Raw genomic sequence first — 18067 nt, 5'->3', positions numbered from 1 at the left:
GTTTACTGGTACTCCGGAATCGCCAGACGCTGGCCGGTCCGCACCACGGTGCCGTCCAACTGGTTCAGTTCGACGATTTTGGTAATCGTGTCGCGCGGGTCGGAGTTCGGGGCCGCTTCGCTTGCAATCCCCCACAGCGTCTGACCGTCCTGCACTGTGACGTACTCAACCACCTCTGCGGTGGAAGAATTTGCCTGAGCCTCGGCATGAAACAGCATCCCCGAGACAACGCTGAACGTGGCAGAGAGCGCAAGCACTGCGCCAATCAGAACGAGCGCCGCCAGCACGGACATGACCAGGCGACCGCGGCGATTTAGTCGAACACCGGCGAATCCGGTTGCTGCAATCGTTGAACTCATCTGTCCAATCTCCTTTGTGCGTCGTATCGAGCTGCCAGTCGAACCATCCAGCGGTCGAACGTCTGTTCGATAGAAGGTATGTACTATTAGTACCACCCGATTCGAACACTTGTCCACAGTTATTCGAAAATTCCTCGAACAAACGTTTGAATCCCGGCGTCCGTTTGACTAGGCTGGGACTACACCGGCTGGCTGCCGCGGTTGTACGTTTCTTAGCTGACCTCTTACTTGGTCTTCTACTAGGCACAGCCTTACAGCCAGCACTGACAGTCACTCCGGTTCCGCGCTATGGCGGTCCCCGCAGCTTGGGGAAACGGGCCGGTTGACTGGCAGGCCGGACGCAGATACGAGCCAGCAGCACCGACAGATGAGGATCTCCCGTGACGGACTCAGAGAAGCCAAGCCGAAGGATCGGCCGCCCCCGCAACGACGAGATCGACTCCGATATCGCTGACGCCAGAGCCCGTACCGAAAGCATGCACGGCCTCAGCGAAGCCTCGGTGCACGAACTGCAGGACGTGCCGAACTTCCGCCGGCTCACCGCGCGTCAGCAGTTGGTCCTCGAGACCATCCGGCATTCGGTGGCCGTCCGCGGCTATCCGCCAAGCATGCGCGAGATCGGCAAGGCGGTCGGCCTGGCCAGCCTCTCCAGCGTTGCGCACCAGCTGAGCCAGCTCGAACGACTGGGGTTCCTGCGCCGGGACCCCAAACGTCCGCGCGCCATCGAGGTGATGAACGCCAGCGACTTCGAGGTGCCTGTCTCGGCGGAAACATCGGCCAACACGACAATGGTGCCGGTGGTCGGCCGAATTGCCGCCGGCGGTCCGATCCTCGCGGAACAAGCCGTTGACGATGTCTTCGCCCTACCCCGCCAGCTCGTCGGCAACGGCGAGTTGTTCCTGCTCAAGGTGGTCGGCGATTCGATGATCGATGCCGCTATCTGCGACGGTGACTGGGTGGTCGTCCGGCAGCAGCCGACGGCGGAGAACGGTGAGATCGTCGCCGCCATGCTGGACGGCGATGCGACCGTGAAGACGCTGAAGCGGGACGGCAAGCACATCTGGTTGTTGCCGCATAACCCATCGTTCGAGCCGATTAACGGCGATGAGGCGACGGTTATGGGCCGTGTCGTAGCGGTACTGCGCAGCGTATAGTCAGCACGGTTTTAGCCCGCGCGAGCCGCACTGACTGGGGCGTTGCCTATTCGGGCCGACTGTTCGGGCTGGTTGATCTCGGCCCACACCGCATCTAGAGACAGGCCGAGGACGTCAGCGATCGCAGCGATAGTTGGGAAGGCAGGGGTCGCCACCCTGCCCGTCTCGATCTTCCGGAGGGTCTCCGGTGAAACGCGTGCGTCGAGCGCGGTCTCGAGCATCGAGCGCTCTCCCCTGGTTCGACGCAACAGGGCACCAAGGCGCTCTCCGCGCTCGACCTCTGCTGGAGTGAGCGGCAACCTGACCATGGATCCAATTCTAATACCGGGATAGTATGACCGGTATAGTTATTGGCTGCATGAGAAGGATTCCGCATGATCGAGATACTGAACGCCACCGAACTGGCACAGGCAAAGGCCACTGGCGCCCTGGTCGCCGACATTCTGCAGTCACTGAAGAACCGCACCACGATCGGCACGAACCTCCTGGACATCGACCGCTGGGCCGCGGCCATGATCGTCGAGGCCGGAGCGCAGTCCTGCTATGTCGACTACGCGCCATCCTTCGGACGCGGGCCGTTCGGCCACTACATCTGCACGGCCGTCAACGACGCCGTGCTCCACGGACTGCCACACGACTACACGCTTGCCGACGGCGACCTGCTGACACTGGACCTCGCCGTCTCCAAGGGCGACGTCGCTGCGGACTCCGCCATCAGCTTCGTCGTGGGCGAATCGAAGCCGCCGGAGAGCGTCGCGATGATCAGCGCCACCGAACGCGCACTGAGCGCAGGGATAGCCGCTGCCGGACCCGGGGCCCGGATCGGCGATATCTCCCATGCCATCGGCTCGGTGCTCAGCGAAGCGGGGTACCCGATCAACACCGAGTTCGGAGGTCATGGCATCGGATCAACGATGCACCAGGACCCGCACGTGGCGAACACCGGAAGACCCGGCCGCGGGTACAAGCTGCGCCCTGGGCTGCTGCTCGCACTGGAGCCATGGGTCATGGCGGACACCGCCGAACTCGTCACCGATGCCGACGGGTGGACGCTCCGAAGTGCGACCGGCTGTCGCACAGCCCACAGTGAACACACGATCGCCATCACCCAAGACGGAGCCGAAATCCTCACCTTGCCGAGACGGACGCAGCCGTGAGCTATCCGGGCGCGTCGAGCCGTGTGAGCGCTCCACGCACTATTTCCGGATCTGTGGTCGCCCAGAGCTGAGGCAGTGAGGCCCGGAGGAAGCCGCCATACCTCGCGGTCGCCAGCCGGGAGTCCAGGATCGCCACCACGCCACGATCGGTGCTGGTCCGAATCAGTCGACCGGCTCCCTGGGCCAGCCGGATCGCGGCATGGGTCGCGGCAACTGTCATGAAGCCGTTCGCGCCACGGGAGGCGGCTGCCTCGGTGCGCGCCGAGGACAGCGGGTCGTCGGGGCGGGGAAATGGAATGCGGTCGATGATGACGAGTCGGCAACTATCGCCGGGCACGTCGACGCCCTGCCACAGCGAGAGCGTGCCGAATAGGCAGGCGGACCGGCTCGCGGCGAACCGGCGGACCAGTGTGGGTGTCGCATCCTCCCCCTGGCACATGATCGGCACCTCGACGCGGGTACGCATTTCGGCCGCTGCCGCCTCCGCGGCACGGCGGGAGGAGAACAACCCAAGCGCTCCGCCTCCGGAGGCGTTGATCAGCTCTGCTATCTCACTCAGGACGTCCTCGTTCATCCCACTGCGGCCGGGCGGCGCCAGGTGTTTGGCGACATAGAGAATGCCCTGCCGTGGATAGTCGAACGGCGAGCCGACGTCCAGACCCTGCCATGCCGGGGCGCCATCGCCCAGCAAACCGAGCGAACCAGCCACAGCGTCAAACGTCCCGCCCAATGTCAGAGTCGCCGAGGTCGCGACAACAGTCCGCTCGGCGAAAAGACCGGCCCGCATCTTGGCCGCGACCGACAGCGGGGCGATATGTAATGAGACGGTCTCCTGGTCCCGGAAGGTGGAGCGTTCCACCCAGACCACATCGTATTCGGTGCGCTCCAGCACTCGCTCACCTAGTTCGAAGACTTCCTGAAGCCTCGCCCTGGTGACCTGCCGCCCGGCGTTCGCCGTCTCCTTCGACTCCCCCGAGGTGTCGGCCAGTGCCGCCCTGGCGGCATCACGCACCGCGGTGACCGCCATACCAAGTTCGTCGGGCAGGCCGCGGCGGAGCAGCCCGGCAGGGCTCTCCGCCAGGGCCTCGGTGAGCTGCTCGGCGGCCCGGTCGAGCTGACCGGCCGATGCCGCAGTGTTCTTGCGCACGGATGACGCTGCGGTGCCCACCATCGCACTGGTCAGGCGGCCGGCAAGCGCAGAGGTGACCCGGTCCATCAGCTCGTGCGCTTCATCGATGATCACGCTGTCATGTTCGGGCAGAATGTTGGGCTCACCGAACGAATCGATGGCCAGAAGCGCATGATTTGTCACGACGACGTCGGCGTCCGCCGCCAGCGCCCGGGAACGTTCACTGAAGCAGGCGTCGGCGACCGGGCACTTGGCTGCTCCAAGGCAGTCGAACGCGTTCACCGAAACCTGCGACCAGGCTCTTTCGCTGACACCGGGAACCAATTCGTCCCTGTCTCCGGTCTCGGTTTCGGCGGCCCATTCGCGCAGCCGTTTCACTTCTTCGCCGAGCTTGCTGGAGCCTGCGGCACCAGCTGCCGGCGGTACATGCGGGCTGATGTCGGCGCCGAGGTCGAACAGCATCCCGGCGGAATCATCCGGGTATCCGCCGTCGAGCTTGTGCTGGCACAGGTAGTTTCGGCGACCCTTGACCAGAGCGATGTTCGGTGGCCGGGAGACCTTGCCTTTCAATGCCTTCACCAGGCGAGGAAGATCCCGGGCCACGATCTGGGACTGCAGGGCAAGCGTTGCGGTCGAAATCACCACTGGCGTGCTGGTGGCCAGGGCATGTTCGATGGCGGGCACCAGATAGGCAAGGGATTTTCCGGTGCCGGTGCCGGCCTGGACCAGCAGGTGCTTGCCGCTGCGCAGTGCGTCGGCGACTGCATCGGCCATTTGCTCCTGGCCGGGACGGCGGGTGCCGTTGACGGCTTCAACCGCAACGCTGAGCATGTCCGCGACGGGGTCGTCCTTGGTGGCCGCCTGGGAGCGCTTCGCATTCAACGATTCGCCGTCACTGTTTCCCACTGGAGAAACTCTAGTCGACTTGAGAGCGGCCGGTTACACCGCGAAGTCGACGAGGTCGCCGGCCAGGTCGGAACGGACCTTCGCGTGCACCCGGGTGCCCTCGGCCACGTGCGACAGCTCGAGAATGTCACCGTGGTCGTGAATCCGGGAGACCAGGTCGCCTCGTGAGAACGGCAGCAACACATCGATGTCGACATTGGGCTGTGGCAAGAGCCCCGCGATGACTTCACGCAGTTCCTCAAGACCGTGTCCGGTGCGGGCCGACACGACGACCGCGTGCTTCTCGCGCTGACGCAGCCGTTCGACGACGAACGGATCGGCGATATCGGCCTTGTTCAGCGCGACGATCTCCGGGATCTCGCTCGTGTCGACGTCAGCCAGCACATCCCGGACAGCGGCGAGCTGTCCTTCCGGGTCAGGGTGCGACACGTCGACGACATGCAACAGAACGTCTGCCTCCGCCGCTTCCTCAAGCGTGGAACGAAACGCCTCAACCAACTGGTGCGGCAGGTGCCGGACGAAACCGACTGTGTCCGTGAACGTGTAGCTCCTGCCCTCCGGGGTGAGAGCATGGCGAACCGTCGGGTCGAGGGTCGCGAACAGCGCATTTTCAACCAGAACCCCGGCGCCGGTCAGGTAGTTGAGCAGCGAGGATTTACCGGCATTCGTATAACCGACGATGGCGACAGACGGAATCGCGTTGCGATGCCTGGACGAGCGCATCGTCTCCCGGGCCGGCTTCATACCCGAGATTTCCCGGCGCAGTTTCGCCATTCTGGTCCGAATCCGGCGGCGATCCAGCTCGATCTTCGTCTCACCGGGTCCGCGCGACCCGATCCCGGCACCCCCGGCGACCCGGCCACCAGCCTGGCGGGACATCGAGTCACCCCAGCCGCGCAGGCGCGGCAGCAGGTACTCAAGCTGCGCGAGTTCAACCTGCGCCTTGCCCTCACGGGACTTGGCGTGCTGGGCGAAGATGTCCAGGATAAGAGCAACCCTGTCGATCACCTTGACCTTGATGATGTCTTCGAGGCCACGCCGCTGTGATGGCGACAGCTCGCCGTCGCAGATGACTGTATCCGCCTCGGTGGCCGCGACTATCGCGCGCAATTCATCGGCTTTGCCGGCACCAAGAAAGGTACCAGGATCCGGCTTCTGCCGCCGTTGCATAACGCCGTCCAGAACCTCTGAGCCCGCGGTTTCGGCGAGGGCAGCCAGCTCACGCATCGAATTCTCCGCGTCGGTTGCGGTGCCAGAGGTCCACAGCCCGGCCAGCACCACTCGTTCCAGCCGGAGCTGCCGGTACTCAACCTCGGTGACGTCCTCGAGTTCCGTGGACAGCCCGGCGACGCGTCGAAGCGCACGCCGATCCTCAAGATCGTACTGGTCACCGTCATGGCTGCTGTGTTCGTCGGTCTGCGGATCGACGGCGGTTCCGGCCCGTGAAAGCACCCGACTCACCACATCATCGATCGCATCTTCGGCCACCGGTGTATGCGGATCAGGATGCTGCACTAATATCTCTTCCTCTCAACGACTTTCCTTGTCCTAGAATCCCACGATTGCCGGGGCAGTGGCTAATGAATTTTCGTTTAGGCTTGACAGCACCATGGCTCCAGATCACTATTTCTCCGAAAATCCCGGCAGCGACGACAAACGCCAGACAATTGCGGTACGTCTCGCCGGCCGTGACGTCGAACTGACCACCGCCGCAGGAACCTTTAGTCCCCAGCGGCTGGATCCCGGAACAAAGGTTCTGCTGGATGCCGTGCCGAGCCCTCCACCGCGCGGATCGCTACTCGATCTCGGCTGCGGCTGGGGACCGATCGCGCTGAGTGCGGCGCTCCAGTCTCCCGAACTGACGGTATGGGCAGTCGACATTAACTCCCGATCCCTGGATCTGACGGCGCTCAACGCGAAAGCGCTGAATCTTACCAGTATCAACGCCGTGACGGCCGACGATGTTCCCGAACACCTCCGCTTCGACATGGTGTGGTCGAATCCGCCGATCCGGGTGGGCAAGGCGGCACTGCATGGCCTGTTGGAGACCTGGCTGCCCCGATTGGCGGACGGCGGCGAGGCCTGGCTCGTCGTCGCGAAGAAACTAGGGGCCGACTCGCTGCAGAAATGGCTTGACGAAGAGCTTCCACCGGACTTCATCACCAGCCGGGAATCGAACTCGAAAGGCTACCGGGTGCTCAAGGTCAAGCGCGGCTGACCTCGCCGCGGGCTACCAGGGCTGCCGGACCGGCCAGGTCCACTTCCTGGCCGCGAACATCGACCCGGACGGTGCCGCCCGGAACCTCGACCCTCCAGCGGTCGGGCGCGCCAGCGCCCGCCCAGAATCGGGCGGCAAGCGCCGCGGCGCAGGATCCCGTCCCGCAGGATTGGGTTTCCCCGACCCCGCGCTCGTGTACTCGCATCCTCAGGCTGCCCTCCTCGCCCGCTGACTCGCCGGGAACGATGAGCTCGACGTTGGTGCCGTGCTGCGGCGTCGGCGACACCTCAGGAGCGGCGACCAGGCTGAGGCCGTCAAGTTCGTCGTCGGTGGCAAGCGCCACGACGGTGTGCGGATTTCCCATGTCGACGCTCAACCCCGCGCGCGGAACGTCAAGGTCGTCGATTCGGACCAGGGCATCGGCCCCGCGGTCGGTGGATTCCGGAAATGACCAGTTTCCCATCTCGGCCGAATACCAGGCAGCCGTGCCGTCGTGATAGGGATCCTGAATCCGGGTGACAGTTTTCACGCCGGCGCGGGTACCGACCCGGACAACGGACGTGCCGGTGACGAGTTCGTTCTCGAACAGGTAGTGCACGAAGACGCGCACGCCGTTGCCGCACATTTCCGCCACCGAGCCGTCGGCATTGGAGTAGTCCATGAACCACTCTGCGCCATCCTGTGCCGCCGCGACCGCCATCGGATCGGTCAGTGCGGCGCTTCGGACAACCCGGATGACGCCGTCCGCGCCGATGCCGAAGTGGCGATCGGCAAGGGCAGCGACCTGATCCGGCGTCAGCGCGACCGAGCCGTCGGGATCCTCAATCAGGATGAAGTCATTGCCGGTGCCGTGGCCCTTGGTGAACCTGATGTCGGGAAGCGCTGCTGTATCCATCACGTCACAAGCCTATTGCTTCCACGCCTCGACCACACCTCGCGCCTCCCGGAGCAGAGTCGCCGGGGAACTCGACGCATCGAGCCAGTCCACCCGTTTGTCCCGTCTGAACCAGGTTTCCTGGCGCCGCGCGAACTGCCGGGTCTGCACGATAGTGGCCTCGATCGCCTCGTCCTGCGAACATCGGCCATCGAAGTAGTCCAGGATCTGCGCGTAGCCAAGTGCCCGCCGCGCGGTCGTGCCGGAGCGCAAACCGCGCTCCTCGAGCGTTCGCACCTCGTCGACCAGCCCCTGGTCCCACATCGTGACAACGCGGCGGGCGATCCTGTCATCGAGTATGCCTCGGTCAAGCCGCAGGCCAAGCTGGACAGTCGGCATAACGTAGCGGTACTCCGGGAGCGTTGCGCTGAACGGCTGACCGGTCAGCTCGATCACCTCAAGGGCACGGACGACGCGTCGCACGTTTGCCGGCGCGATCTTTTCCGCCGCGGCCGGGTCTCGGGTCAGAAGCTCTTGGTAGAGCACTCCTGGCCCTTCGGTCTCGGCACGACGCTCGAGTGCCGCGCGGATCTGAGGGTCGTGTCCAGGAAACTCAAGATCGTCGACGACGGCTCGCACGTAGAGCCCGGAGCCGCCGACCAGGATCGCCGGACTCGACTGATCGCGCAGCGTCCTGACCACCGCCCGCGCATCCTGCTGGTAGCGGGCAACTGAGGCATCTTCGGTGACATCCAGTATGTCGAGCAGATGGTGCGCGATTCCACGACGGTGGGAAACCGGAAGCTTAGCTGTGCCGATATCCATCCCGCGATAGAACTGCATCGCGTCTGCGTTGACGATCTCCGCCCCGAGCTCCTCGGCCAGGTCGAGGGCGAGGTCGGACTTTCCGGTCGCCGTGGCACCGATGACGGCGATAGCCAGTGGCGGTGTTGTGGTGTGCACGCCGGCCCTAGCTGGAAGATGGCTTGGTCAGGGTCCAGGTCGCGACGAAATATCGCACACCGAACGGGCGGTTCGTGAAGCGGACGGCGGTGCGGAAGCCGTTTTCTGCCCCGGAACCGTCCGTCGCGGCGCTTTCCGGCAGCAGATGCGCCAGGGCGGCCGCGGTCCGCCACGCGGCGACGCCGGAAACCTGCAGCTCGGTCGAATCGGTAGTGGTCGCCCTGATCAGCGCCTCCGGATCCGATTCGGACAGCGCACCGAAGATCTGCTGGTCGAAGCCATCGGCGTCCGGGTGATAGGGGCCCGGCGACATCCTGGTCGAGCGCGCGCTGCCATCGCCGCACACGAGGACGATTGTTGGCCGGGATGCCGATATCTCCAGCAACCACGCGACCGGTGCCGTGGTTTCGAACTGCCCGGAGCTGTCGATGTGTCCGGGGTCGAAACCGGGCCGGTCAAGCTCGACTACCCGAATCGGACCGGCATCCGCAGCCGAGATCTCGGCGAGCAACAGCAGAGCCACCGTCGCGTTCGGGCCCAGCGGCACTGCATCGTCCGGTGGGACCGAATCCGGTTCCAGCCTTCCATTGCGAAGCAGGACCGTCCGTTCGACACCGAAGCCCGCCAGGGTGCCGTAACTAACGCCGGTGGACGCCGGTTCGCCGGCTGGTCCGGTGGACGCCGGTTCGCCGGCTGGTCCGGTGGACGCCGGTTCGCCGGCTGGTCCGGCGTCGTCCGGGCGCTCGGCCAGCACAAGAATTTGTGCATCCGCGCCGGTGGCCTTCCTCGCGGCAGCGAAGGCCGCGCTGCACGCTGATCTCAGTTCGGCCAGCGCGGCGTCGTCGTCGGCATTGACGCCGTCAATCAGAAGCGGCGTCTGTGGCCAGAAAACGAGTGCTCCGACACCCGATGTCATTTCGCGTGGCTTGCCGGCCGGAGCCCGATGCTCGGCATCCCCAGCATCACTTTCGGCTTACCGTTGCCGCCGTCCGTGCTGCCGGGCGCCGGTACGCCGCAGGAGTCGGCCTGCCTTCGATCCCAGGCGTCACCGGCCCGGGTACGTTCCAGGATGTAGCTCCGGGAACTGTCGGCCAGTAGGTAGAAGGGCTTGGCATCCGTGACTTCGGTGCTGACCAGATCTCCCGGTCGCGGAACGGCGCCGTTCTCCGGCACAGTGAAGTGCACAAGCCGGTTGTCTTCGGCGCGGCCGGAGAGTCGGTGCGACGCACCGTCCTTACGGCCCTCGCCCTCGGCGACCAGAACCTTGACTGTGCGACCGATCTGACGCTTGTTCTCCTGCCAGGAAATCTCGTCCTGCAGCGCCGCGAGCCGCTCATACCTTTCCTGGACCACGTGCTTCGGAAGCTGGTCTGGCAGATCGGCTGCCGGAGTGCCAGGCCGCTTGGAGTACTGGAAGGTGAATGCCTGGGCAAACCGGGACTTTCGAACCACCTCAAGCGTGTCCTCGAAATCCTGATCGCTCTCACCCGGAAAACCGACAATGATGTCCGTGGTGATCGCCGCCTCGGGGATAGCGGATCGCACCCGGTCAAGGATGCCGAGGAACTTCGCCGAGCGATACGAGCGCCGCATCTGTTTCAGGATCTGGTCCGACCCAGACTGCAACGGCATGTGCAGCTGCGGCATAACGGTCGGGGTTTCGGCCATTGCTTCGATCACGTCGTCCGTGAACGCTGCCGGGTGCGGGCTGGTAAAGCGCACCCGTTGAAGCCCCTCAATCTGGCCGACTGCGCGCAGCAGCTTGGCGAACGCTCCCTTGTCGCGGAACTCGGAACCATACGAATTGACGTTCTGGCCAAGCAGCGTGACCTCGATGGCGCCATCGGCAACCAGCGCCTCGACCTCGGCGAGAATGTCGCCCGGCCTACGGTCGCGTTCCTTGCCGCGGAGGGCCGGGACGATGCAGAACGTGCAGGTGTTGTTGCAGCCCACGGAAATGGAGACCCAGCCCGCGTACGCCGATTCCCGACGCGTGGGCAAGGTTGAGGGGAAGGTCTCCAGTGCCTCGAGGATTTCGACCTCGGCCTGCTGGTTGTGCCGTGCGCGTTCCAGCAGGCTCGGCAGCGATCCGATGTTGTGTGTTCCGAAGACCACGTCCACCCAGGGCGCGCGCTTCACTATCGTGTCGCGGTCCTTCTGCGCCAGGCATCCGCCGACGGCAATCTGCAGATCCGGGTGTTCACGCTTGACCTCTGCGAGTTGTCCGAGGTTGCCATACAGCTTGTTGTCGGCATTCTCCCGAACCGCGCAGGTGTTGAACACCACCACATCGGCCTGACCTCGTCCCTCGGACCGCTGATACCCGGCGGAATCAAGCAGGCCGGACAGCCGCTCGGAATCGTGGACGTTCATCTGGCAGCCGAAAGTTCGAACTTCGTAGCTGCGGCCAGACCCGGAGTCGGCGGAGACATTGTGGGTGGTGAGTGATGTGGTCATATCGCTGTCAAGGATACGCCGCAATACCCCAGCAGCCGTAACTCACTCACGCTCCGCGTCCAGGACATCGTTGACGATCGTGAAACTCATTGCCGGCGGATAGCCCTTCCGGCCCAGCATGCTGACCAGACGGCGGACTCGCTTCTCCCGGTCAAGAGACACACTGGATCTCGCCTTCTTCTCCACCAGCAGTCTTGCGCTGGCGAATTCGTCGTCATCGCACACTTGGTCCAGAGCCGCCGCAATATGCTCACCCGACAGTCCACGGGTCTTCAGCTCCCGGGACAGCGCATTCCTGGCCAGGCCCCGGTTTTCGCGCTTGGCGCGGACATAGCTCTTCGCATACTCGGCATCATCGATCAAGGAGACGGCTTCGAGCCGGTCGAGCACTGCTCGTGCCACCCCGGGTTCGACTTCTTTTCCGATCAGCTTCTGCTCAAGTTCGTGACGAGAATGATCGCGAATGCCTAGTTGCCGCAGCGCCAGGCTCTTTGCCTGCCGGACCGCATCGTCTGCGGATGCCGACTCAGTCTCGACATCCGCAACCGAGCCATCAGTGTCCGAGCCATCAGCAACCGAGCCTTCCGTGTCCGAGCAATCAGCGATCGCGCCCGTGCCGGCACCATCCCGTAGTTCGGTTTCCGTGCTCTTTGCGGCGATGGCGTGCCGGAGCTTCTCCAGGAGCTCCGGCTTCGATTCATCCGGTTGCACCGAAGCCATTCGACGACCTAGAAGTCGACGTCGGGCTCGGCAGGCTGGTCGACCTTCGGGCCAAGACCGAGCTTTTCCTTGATCCGCTTCTCGATCTCATTGGCAAGGTCTGGATTATCACGCAGGAAGTTGCGGACATTTTCCTTGCCCTGGCCGAGCTGGTCGCCGTCATAGGTGAACCATGAACCGGACTTGCGCACGATTCCGTTCTCGACGCCCATGTCGATCAGGCTGCCCTCTCGGGAGATCCCCTTGCCGTAGATAATGTCGAACTCGGCCTGTTTGAAGGGAGGCGCAACCTTGTTCTTCACGACCTTCACCCGAGTACGGTTACCGACCGCGTCGGTTCCTTCCTTCAGGGTCTCGATCCGTCGAACGTCCAACCGGACCGAAGCATAGAACTTCAGCGCCTTTCCGCCCGAGGTCGTTTCCGGTGAGCCGAAGAAGACGCCAACCTTTTCGCGGAGCTGGTTGATGAAGATCATTGTCGTCTTGGACTGCGAAAGCGCGCCGGTGATCTTACGCAGCGCCTGCGACATCAGACGGGCCTGCAGACCGACGTGCGCGTCACCCATTTCGCCTTCGATCTCTGCCTTGGGCACAAGGGCCGCGACGGAGTCGATCACGATCACGTCGAGAGCACCGGAACGAATCAGCATGTCCGCGATCTCCAGCGCCTGTTCGCCGGTATCCGGCTGCGAGACCAGGAGCGCATCCGTGTCGACGCCAAGAGACTTTGCGTACTCCGGGTCGAGCGCGTGCTCCGCATCGATGAAGCCGGCGATGCCACCTGCCGCCTGCGCGCTGGCAACGGCATGCAGGGCGACGGTCGTTTTACCACTGGACTCAGGACCGTAGATCTCTACCACCCGTCCGCGCGGCAGACCACCAATACCCAGGGCGATATCCAGCGCGATGGACCCGGTCGGAATGACCTCGACCGGCGCGCGGGTCTCATCGCCGAGACGCATGATCGCGCCCTTGCCGTACTGACGGTCAATCTGACCGAGCGCAACTTCGAGGGCTTTTCCGCGATCCGGTTGTTTTGCGGCCATCGTGTTCTCCTAAGTATCTAAGTGCCGGTTGCGTTAACCGCGTGTAAGCACAAGCTAGCTGCCGGCACCGACAGTCCCGATCCAGCTGGCTGATCTGTGGATAATCCGGCCGCCGGCGGTGTCTGTGGACGCAACTGCTTATGGCCATACTCTACTACGCCGGTGGGAACACGTGTTCGAAATGGGCTCGGCGTGTCCTGGCAGAAATGGGGCTATTTACTCGGCGGCTTCGAGATGCCGAGATGGCGTTCGGCCGGCACGTCTGCGGCCTCGCAGACGGCGAGCCAGACCTGGCGTGGATCCTCTCCGGCGCCAAGGGCCTCTTCCGCGGTGCGGGAACTCATCGTGCTCAACGCCAGGTCGTGAAAGAGCGCCTGAGCGCGCCAGGAACCGAACTCATCGTTCATGAGTTCCCAGAAAGCGGTGTGACGCACGCGCTACCGGCTCGAGGCTTAAACCGCCGGCGACACGAGGTCGTCGACTAGCAGGCCGTCGGTGAGGGACTGCGGAACAGTGTCGGGAACGGCAACGCCCTCGCCGACGGCGATCCGATCGCTGACATCGCGTAGCAGCAGCGACAGCGGCATGTTCAATGCATCACAGATGGACGACAACAGCTCGGAGGACGCCTCTTTCTGCCCACGCTCGACCTCACTGAGGTAGCCGAGTGAGACCCGCGCGCCGTTGGAGACATCACGCAAGGTGCGGCCCTGACGCTGCCGGTTGCTGCGGAGTGCGTCACCAATTTCAGTACGAAGCAAAACCATGATGTGCCCTCCTTAATCTGTGCCAGCAATCTTCGTGTTCACTTGCGACCAGGTGGTCCTCGATTGCTGACAACTGGCTCGTGCAGCATTCAATGGATACAACGTCACAGGGTGATCAATTCGTTCCCACTAGCCTAGCGGTTCGCAGCGACACTCGTCACACCAGCCGTAATCCTCTACTCACCGGCAGGCGATCGGAGGCTCGCTAATCCGACGGCGTACGCAGATGCCCCGCAAGGAGCCGAATCGCCTGGTCGACGGTCTCCGTCCTGATCCGGGCACGACTCCCCTCAAGCCCCAGTTCGGCGGCGTGCACTCCAAGCGAATCAGCCAGCCCGATGAACACGGTGCCGACAGGTTGGCCGTCCTGCGGCTCCGGCCCCGCTACCCCGGTAGTCGACACCCCGATGTCGGCACCCAGAGCGAGACGGACACCTTGCGCCATCTGCCGCGCGACCTCCGGATCCACGGCGCCGTTGCGAGCCAGCAGGCCGGCATCCACCCCGAGCACCCGTGCCTTGACGTCGGTGGCGTAGGCGACGATTCCGCCGAGCACCGCCTGCGATGCCCCGGCTACGTCGATCAACCGGGAAGCCAGCAGCCCGCCGGTCAACGATTCAGCTACGGCGACGGTCAGGCCACGCTCACGAAGCAGGGCGATGGTCGCCGACGCTTGAGGAGTCGAATCCGGCACCTCAGGTTGCCTGGCCTGTTTCCTTATGTTCGCTGGCTTCACGAACCAGCACCCGGGCCTTCAGCACGTAGTCGACACCCGTTACCAGGGTCACCACGATTGCCGCGATCATCACCAGCCAGGCCACGATCGCAACGATGAGCCCGCCGGGCTGGCCTAACAGCAGGTCGATCGGAAGCAGGAAAAGCCCGACTGCGGCCGTCTGCAGCACAGTTTTCAGCTTGCCGCCCCGTGACGCCGGCATCACACCGGATCGGATCACGACAAATCGCAATACAGTAATGCCGACCTCGCGGACCAGTATCACCGCAGGCACCCACCAGGGCAGGATGTCGATCGCCGCGAGCCCGATCAGGCTGGCACCCAGCAGCGCCTTGTCCGCAATCGGATCGGCGATCTTGCCGAAGTTCGTGATCAGGTTGTACTTGCGGGCAAGGTTTCCGTCGATTCGGTCGGTCAGCATCGCGACGGCGAAAACCACTAGCGCGGCAATCCGCAGGCCGAGGTCGTTGCCCAGATCCGAGACGAGGAGCCAGAGAAAGACCGGCACCATCAGGATGCGTAGAACGGTGAGCAGATTGGCGATGTTCCAAACGCTTGGTTCACGCACTTCTGATTGAGCTGGAGTCACGACATCAAGCGTAGCCTGTCCCGGGATGTGACGCGTCAGTCGTGGGTTAATTGCGCATTCGTGGGAAACAACCCACTTCTCGGCAACAAACCCGCGACCAGGTGGTCAATCGGGTCACGGATCAGCCGCGGTCGGTGAGCGACCACGCGTCCTCGTCCGTTTCGGCGTTGACGACCTCGAGCGCCTCGGTGTCCGGCCCCATATTCTGGTAGCCGCTGGTCATCGCCGAGCCCTGGCCCGCGGGCGCGCCGACAACCGGATCGGTATGGTTCGCCGCCGGTGGGTTCGCCACCGGCGGTTCCGTTGCCGGAAGACCAGCCTCAGGCAGCCCGGCCAACGACTGATCCGGGCCGGATTCAGCCGAACCGTGATCGACATCCTCACCCCGCATCAGTGCAAGCGTGCCCGGAAGGTCGTCGACCTTGACCAGCACATCCCGCGCCTTGGAACCCTCGGATGGCCCGACGACACCACGGGATTCGAGCAGATCCATCAGACGGCCTGCCTTCGCGAATCCGACGCGCAGCTTGCGCTGCAGCATCGAGGTGGAACCGAACTGGGTCGTCACGACAAGCTCCGTGGCCTGCAGCAACAGATCCAGATCATCGCCGATATCGTCTTCGATCTGCTTCTTCGGCGCCTGCACCGCGACGTCCTGGCGGTAGTTGGGCTTGAGCTCGCTCTTCACATGCTTGACGACGTCGGCGATTTCCGACTCGGTAACCCAGGCGCCCTGGACCCGCATCGGCTTCGACGCCCCCATCGGCAGGAAGAGCGCATCGCCCTGGCCGATCAGCTTCTCCGCGCCGGGCTGGTCGAGCACGACCCGGGAATCGGCGAGCGACGAGGTGGCGAACGCCAGCCGCGAGGGCACATTCGCCTTGATCAGCCCGGTGACGACGTCGACGCTCGGGCGCTGGGTCGCCAGGACCAGGTGGATGCCGGCGGCGCGAGCCAGCTGAGTGATCCGCTGAATCGATGCCTCGACGTCGCGTGGGGCGACCATCATCAGGTCGGCAAGCTCGTCGACGACCACGAGCAGGTAAGGGTACGGCTGAAGAACGCGCTCGCTCCCAGGCAGCGGCTGGACCTTTCCGGACCGCACCGCCTTGTTGAACTCGTCGATGTGCTTATAGCCGAAGTTGGCCAGGTCGTCGTACCGGGTGTCCATCTCGCGGACCACCCACTCAAGCGCCTCTGCGGCCTTCTTCGGGTTCGTGATAATCGGCGTGATCAGGTGCGGAATGCCCTCGTAAATCGTCAGCTCGACCCGCTTGGGATCGACCAGGATCATCCGGACCTCGTCCGGCGTGGCTCGCATCATGATTGACACGATCATCGAGTTAACGAAGCTCGACTTACCGGCGCCGGTGGCTCCGGCGACCAGGAGGTGAGGGGTCTTCGCCAGGTTGGCGACGACGTAGCCACCTTCGACGTCCTTGCCGACCCCCATCACCATCGGATGCTCGGTCTTCCGGGCAGCCTGTGACCGAAGCACATCGCCGAGCGACACTGTTTCACGGTCGGCGTTCGGAATCTCGATGCCGATCGCCTTCTTGCCCGGGATCGGCGAGAGGATGCGCACGTCCGCGGAAGCCACGGCGTAGGCGATGTTCTTGCTCAGCGCCGTGACGCGTTCCACCTTCACGCCCTGCCCGAGTTCGACCTCATATCGGGTCACCGTCGGCCCACGGGAGAATCCGCTGACTTCGGCATCGATGCCGAACTGGTCCAGCACGTCTGTGAGTGCCTCGACCACGCGGTCGTTGGCGGCCGAACGTTCCTTTGCCGGCGTGCCCGGGGTCAACGCGTCAGATGGGGGCAGCGTGTAGGTGACGTCGCCGGCAAGTGAGAGCTGCTCGACCCGTTGCGGAAGCTGCGAGGTCGGCGGCGGCGCGAGCTTCTCGGTCGGGTTCGCCGGAACCGAAGCGGCAGCGGCTCCGGCACCAGCGGCGGCTGGGCCGGCGATGCCTGTCGCCGCGGCATCAGTTCCCCCGGCATCTGGAGCGGTCATGCCGAGCGAATCCTTCAGCTTCGCGATCGCGGTTTCTTGTTTGGTCGGACGACGCTGGCCCGGCTTGAGGCCTGATGCATTTGCCGCGGCTGCAGAGTTCGCACCGGCCTCCGCCGCTTCGCGCTCGGCGATGATGGCCTGCTCGAACGCCTCGGTTTCGGCGATCTCCTCGTCAGTCTTTTTAGCGCCCCGGCGCCTGCGTCCCACCGGCTTGAGCGTGTTGGTAGCGCGTCCCTGGGCTACCAGGTCGGAGTCGTCGTCTTGCCCGTCCGCTTCGTTCCCAGCGGGGGTCTCTCCACCGGTCAGCCGTTCGTAGCCCGCGCGCAGGCGCTGCGGTATCGCTCGTACCGGGGTCGCGGTGATGACCAGGACGGAGAAAATCCCGAGCAGCACCAGAAGTGGGACGGTGACGTAAACAGTGAAGGCGGCGACAAGCGGCGAGGAGGCGATAAAGCCGATGACTCCCCCGCCGTCGGCCATCGCGGTCCGCGAATTCGCCAGTGTCGGAATGCCGGCCGCCACATGCGCCAGGCCCGAGGCCGCAACGATGAGAGCCAGGACTCCGATGAAGATCCGGGTGTTCTCCCGGTTTTTGTCGCCGCGCAGAATAAGCCGGATGGCGTAACCGGCCAGCAGGAGCGGCAGGGCAAGCGCGACCCGGCCAAGGGTGCCTTCGACTACGCTCCGGATGCCGTTGCCCACCGGGCCGCCGACGTTCCACCATTCGAAGGCCGCGATGACCAGGGCGAGAGCGATCAGGAAGAAGGCGGTTCCATCCCGCCTGGTCGGCGGCGTGTTCTCGTCGGGCTCCTCGACCGCTCTGCGGGTTGAGTTTCCAATCATCTGAGCACATCCCATCCAGGCACCGCGTACGGCACGCGTCGGCATCGATGAGCCCGCGCGTTCAGTTTGAGGCTTCCCCTGCGCACGAGGAGTTGCGGGCCGAGTCGATGTCGTCGCGCCTTTTGGCCGCGACGA

18 protein-coding genes are annotated in these 18067 nt (G+C 64.3%); 3 read left to right on the top strand and 15 right to left on the bottom strand.

Going from position 1 to position 18067, the window contains the following annotated elements:
• Positions 1-2: 2 nt before the first annotated feature.
• Positions 3-359, bottom strand: coding sequence for a LysM peptidoglycan-binding domain-containing protein (locus LWF01_RS05065; protein WP_349639954.1), 357 nt, complete (start codon positions 357-359; stop codon positions 3-5).
• A gap of 476 nt (positions 360-835) precedes the next feature.
• Between LWF01_RS05065 and lexA the strand changes: the two genes are divergently transcribed.
• Entirely contained in the window at positions 836-1513 is a 678-nt protein-coding gene (gene lexA, locus LWF01_RS05060) for a transcriptional repressor LexA (RefSeq protein ID WP_349640828.1), read from the top strand.
• Between the two features lie 11 nt (positions 1514-1524).
• Here the strand turns inward: lexA and LWF01_RS05055 are convergent, their stop codons facing one another.
• A complete protein-coding gene (locus LWF01_RS05055; protein WP_349639953.1) occupies positions 1525-1821 on the bottom strand; it encodes a helix-turn-helix domain-containing protein in 297 nt (98 codons plus the stop codon).
• 66 nt (positions 1822-1887) lie between these two features.
• Between LWF01_RS05055 and map the strand changes: the two genes are divergently transcribed.
• Positions 1888-2670: a type I methionyl aminopeptidase gene (gene map, locus LWF01_RS05050; RefSeq protein ID WP_349639952.1), complete on the top strand. Its 783-nt coding sequence runs from the start codon at positions 1888-1890 to the stop codon at positions 2668-2670.
• Between the two features lies 1 nt (position 2671).
• Here map and LWF01_RS05045 read toward each other — a convergent pair whose 3' ends face one another.
• The gene (locus LWF01_RS05045) at positions 2672-4630 is read right to left on the bottom strand and encodes an ATP-dependent DNA helicase (protein ID WP_349640827.1); all 1959 of its coding nucleotides are present in this window, start codon (positions 4628-4630) and stop codon (positions 2672-2674) included.
• 108 nt (positions 4631-4738) lie between these two features.
• Positions 4739-6220, bottom strand: a complete 1482-nt coding sequence (hflX, locus tag LWF01_RS05040; RefSeq protein WP_432761988.1) for a GTPase HflX — start codon at positions 6218-6220, stop codon at positions 4739-4741.
• A 94-nt stretch (positions 6221-6314) separates the two neighbouring features.
• Here hflX and LWF01_RS05035 point away from each other — a divergent pair, with 94 nt between their 5' ends.
• Positions 6315-6923 (top strand): class I SAM-dependent methyltransferase, encoded by a 609-nt coding sequence (locus tag LWF01_RS05035; RefSeq protein WP_349639951.1) that lies wholly within the window; start codon positions 6315-6317, stop codon positions 6921-6923.
• Here LWF01_RS05035 and dapF read toward each other — a convergent pair.
• The 11 genes from dapF to LWF01_RS04980 form a co-directional block, all read right to left on the bottom strand.
• Positions 6910-7818, bottom strand: coding sequence for a diaminopimelate epimerase (dapF, locus tag LWF01_RS05030; protein ID WP_349640825.1), 909 nt, complete (start codon positions 7816-7818; stop codon positions 6910-6912). The two genes, LWF01_RS05035 and dapF, sit on opposite strands and share 14 nt — an antisense overlap.
• Before the next feature lie 12 nt (positions 7819-7830).
• A complete protein-coding gene (miaA, locus tag LWF01_RS05025; RefSeq protein ID WP_349639950.1) occupies positions 7831-8760 on the bottom strand; it encodes a tRNA (adenosine(37)-N6)-dimethylallyltransferase MiaA in 930 nt (309 codons plus the stop codon).
• A gap of 7 nt (positions 8761-8767) precedes the next feature.
• Positions 8768-9676, bottom strand: coding sequence for a class III extradiol ring-cleavage dioxygenase family protein (locus LWF01_RS05020; protein WP_349639949.1), 909 nt, complete (start codon positions 9674-9676; stop codon positions 8768-8770).
• Positions 9673-11217, bottom strand: coding sequence for a tRNA (N6-isopentenyl adenosine(37)-C2)-methylthiotransferase MiaB (gene miaB / locus LWF01_RS05015; RefSeq protein ID WP_349639948.1), 1545 nt, complete (start codon positions 11215-11217; stop codon positions 9673-9675). The genes LWF01_RS05020 and miaB overlap by 4 nt, the downstream gene beginning before the upstream one ends.
• A gap of 42 nt (positions 11218-11259) precedes the next feature.
• Positions 11260-11937 carry a regulatory protein RecX gene (locus tag LWF01_RS05010; protein ID WP_349639947.1) on the bottom strand — a complete coding sequence of 226 codons (678 nt, stop codon included), beginning with the start codon at positions 11935-11937 and terminating at the stop codon, positions 11260-11262.
• Positions 11938-11945: 8 nt separating this feature from the next.
• Complete coding sequence (gene recA, locus LWF01_RS05005; RefSeq protein ID WP_349639946.1) at positions 11946-12983, bottom strand: recombinase RecA; 1038 nt, start codon at positions 12981-12983, stop codon at positions 11946-11948.
• 212 nt (positions 12984-13195) lie between these two features.
• Positions 13196-13417 (bottom strand): DUF3046 domain-containing protein, encoded by a 222-nt coding sequence (locus LWF01_RS05000; protein ID WP_349639945.1) that lies wholly within the window; start codon positions 13415-13417, stop codon positions 13196-13198.
• 18 nt (positions 13418-13435) lie between these two features.
• Positions 13436-13750 (bottom strand): helix-turn-helix domain-containing protein, encoded by a 315-nt coding sequence (locus LWF01_RS04995; protein ID WP_349639944.1) that lies wholly within the window; start codon positions 13748-13750, stop codon positions 13436-13438.
• Between the two features lie 205 nt (positions 13751-13955).
• Positions 13956-14444 carry a CinA family protein gene (locus tag LWF01_RS04990; RefSeq protein WP_349639943.1) on the bottom strand — a complete coding sequence of 163 codons (489 nt, stop codon included), beginning with the start codon at positions 14442-14444 and terminating at the stop codon, positions 13956-13958.
• Position 14445: 1 nt separating this feature from the next.
• Entirely contained in the window at positions 14446-15075 is a 630-nt protein-coding gene (gene pgsA, locus LWF01_RS04985; RefSeq protein WP_349639941.1) for a CDP-diacylglycerol--glycerol-3-phosphate 3-phosphatidyltransferase, read from the bottom strand.
• A 121-nt stretch (positions 15076-15196) separates the two neighbouring features.
• Entirely contained in the window at positions 15197-17932 is a 2736-nt protein-coding gene (locus LWF01_RS04980) for an FtsK/SpoIIIE family DNA translocase (RefSeq protein ID WP_349639939.1), read from the bottom strand.
• Positions 17933-18067 lie beyond the last annotated feature (135 nt).

It is taken from the genome of Saxibacter everestensis, assembly GCF_025787225.1.
Classification (GTDB): domain Bacteria; phylum Actinomycetota; class Actinomycetes; order Actinomycetales; family Brevibacteriaceae; genus Saxibacter; species Saxibacter everestensis.
The sequence above is the reverse complement of the archived record's forward strand: the minus strand, read 5'-3'. Positions and strand labels throughout refer to the sequence as shown.

Excerpts from the sequence above, each read along its gene's own strand:
- LWF01_RS05065 (WP_349639954.1), bottom strand. The coding sequence starts at position 359 with ATGAGTTCAACGATTGCAGCAACCGGATTCGCCGGTGTTCGACTAAAT.
- lexA (WP_349640828.1), top strand. The coding sequence starts at position 836 with ATGCACGGCCTCAGCGAAGCCTCGGTGCACGAACTGCAGGACGTGCCG.
- LWF01_RS05055 (WP_349639953.1), bottom strand. The coding sequence starts at position 1,821 with ATGGTCAGGTTGCCGCTCACTCCAGCAGAGGTCGAGCGCGGAGAGCGC.
- map (WP_349639952.1), top strand. The coding sequence starts at position 1,888 with ATGATCGAGATACTGAACGCCACCGAACTGGCACAGGCAAAGGCCACT.
- LWF01_RS05045 (WP_349640827.1), bottom strand. The coding sequence starts at position 4,630 with ATGCTCAGCGTTGCGGTTGAAGCCGTCAACGGCACCCGCCGTCCCGGC.
- LWF01_RS05035 (WP_349639951.1), top strand. The coding sequence starts at position 6,315 with ATGGCTCCAGATCACTATTTCTCCGAAAATCCCGGCAGCGACGACAAA.
- dapF (WP_349640825.1), bottom strand. The coding sequence starts at position 7,818 with ATGGATACAGCAGCGCTTCCCGACATCAGGTTCACCAAGGGCCACGGC.
- LWF01_RS05020 (WP_349639949.1), bottom strand. The coding sequence starts at position 9,676 with ATGACATCGGGTGTCGGAGCACTCGTTTTCTGGCCACAGACGCCGCTT.
- miaB (WP_349639948.1), bottom strand. The coding sequence starts at position 11,217 with ATGACCACATCACTCACCACCCACAATGTCTCCGCCGACTCCGGGTCT.
- LWF01_RS05010 (WP_349639947.1), bottom strand. The coding sequence starts at position 11,937 with ATGGCTTCGGTGCAACCGGATGAATCGAAGCCGGAGCTCCTGGAGAAG.
- recA (WP_349639946.1), bottom strand. The coding sequence starts at position 12,983 with ATGGCCGCAAAACAACCGGATCGCGGAAAAGCCCTCGAAGTTGCGCTC.
- LWF01_RS04995 (WP_349639944.1), bottom strand. The coding sequence starts at position 13,750 with ATGGTTTTGCTTCGTACTGAAATTGGTGACGCACTCCGCAGCAACCGG.
- LWF01_RS04980 (WP_349639939.1), bottom strand. The coding sequence starts at position 17,932 with ATGATTGGAAACTCAACCCGCAGAGCGGTCGAGGAGCCCGACGAGAAC.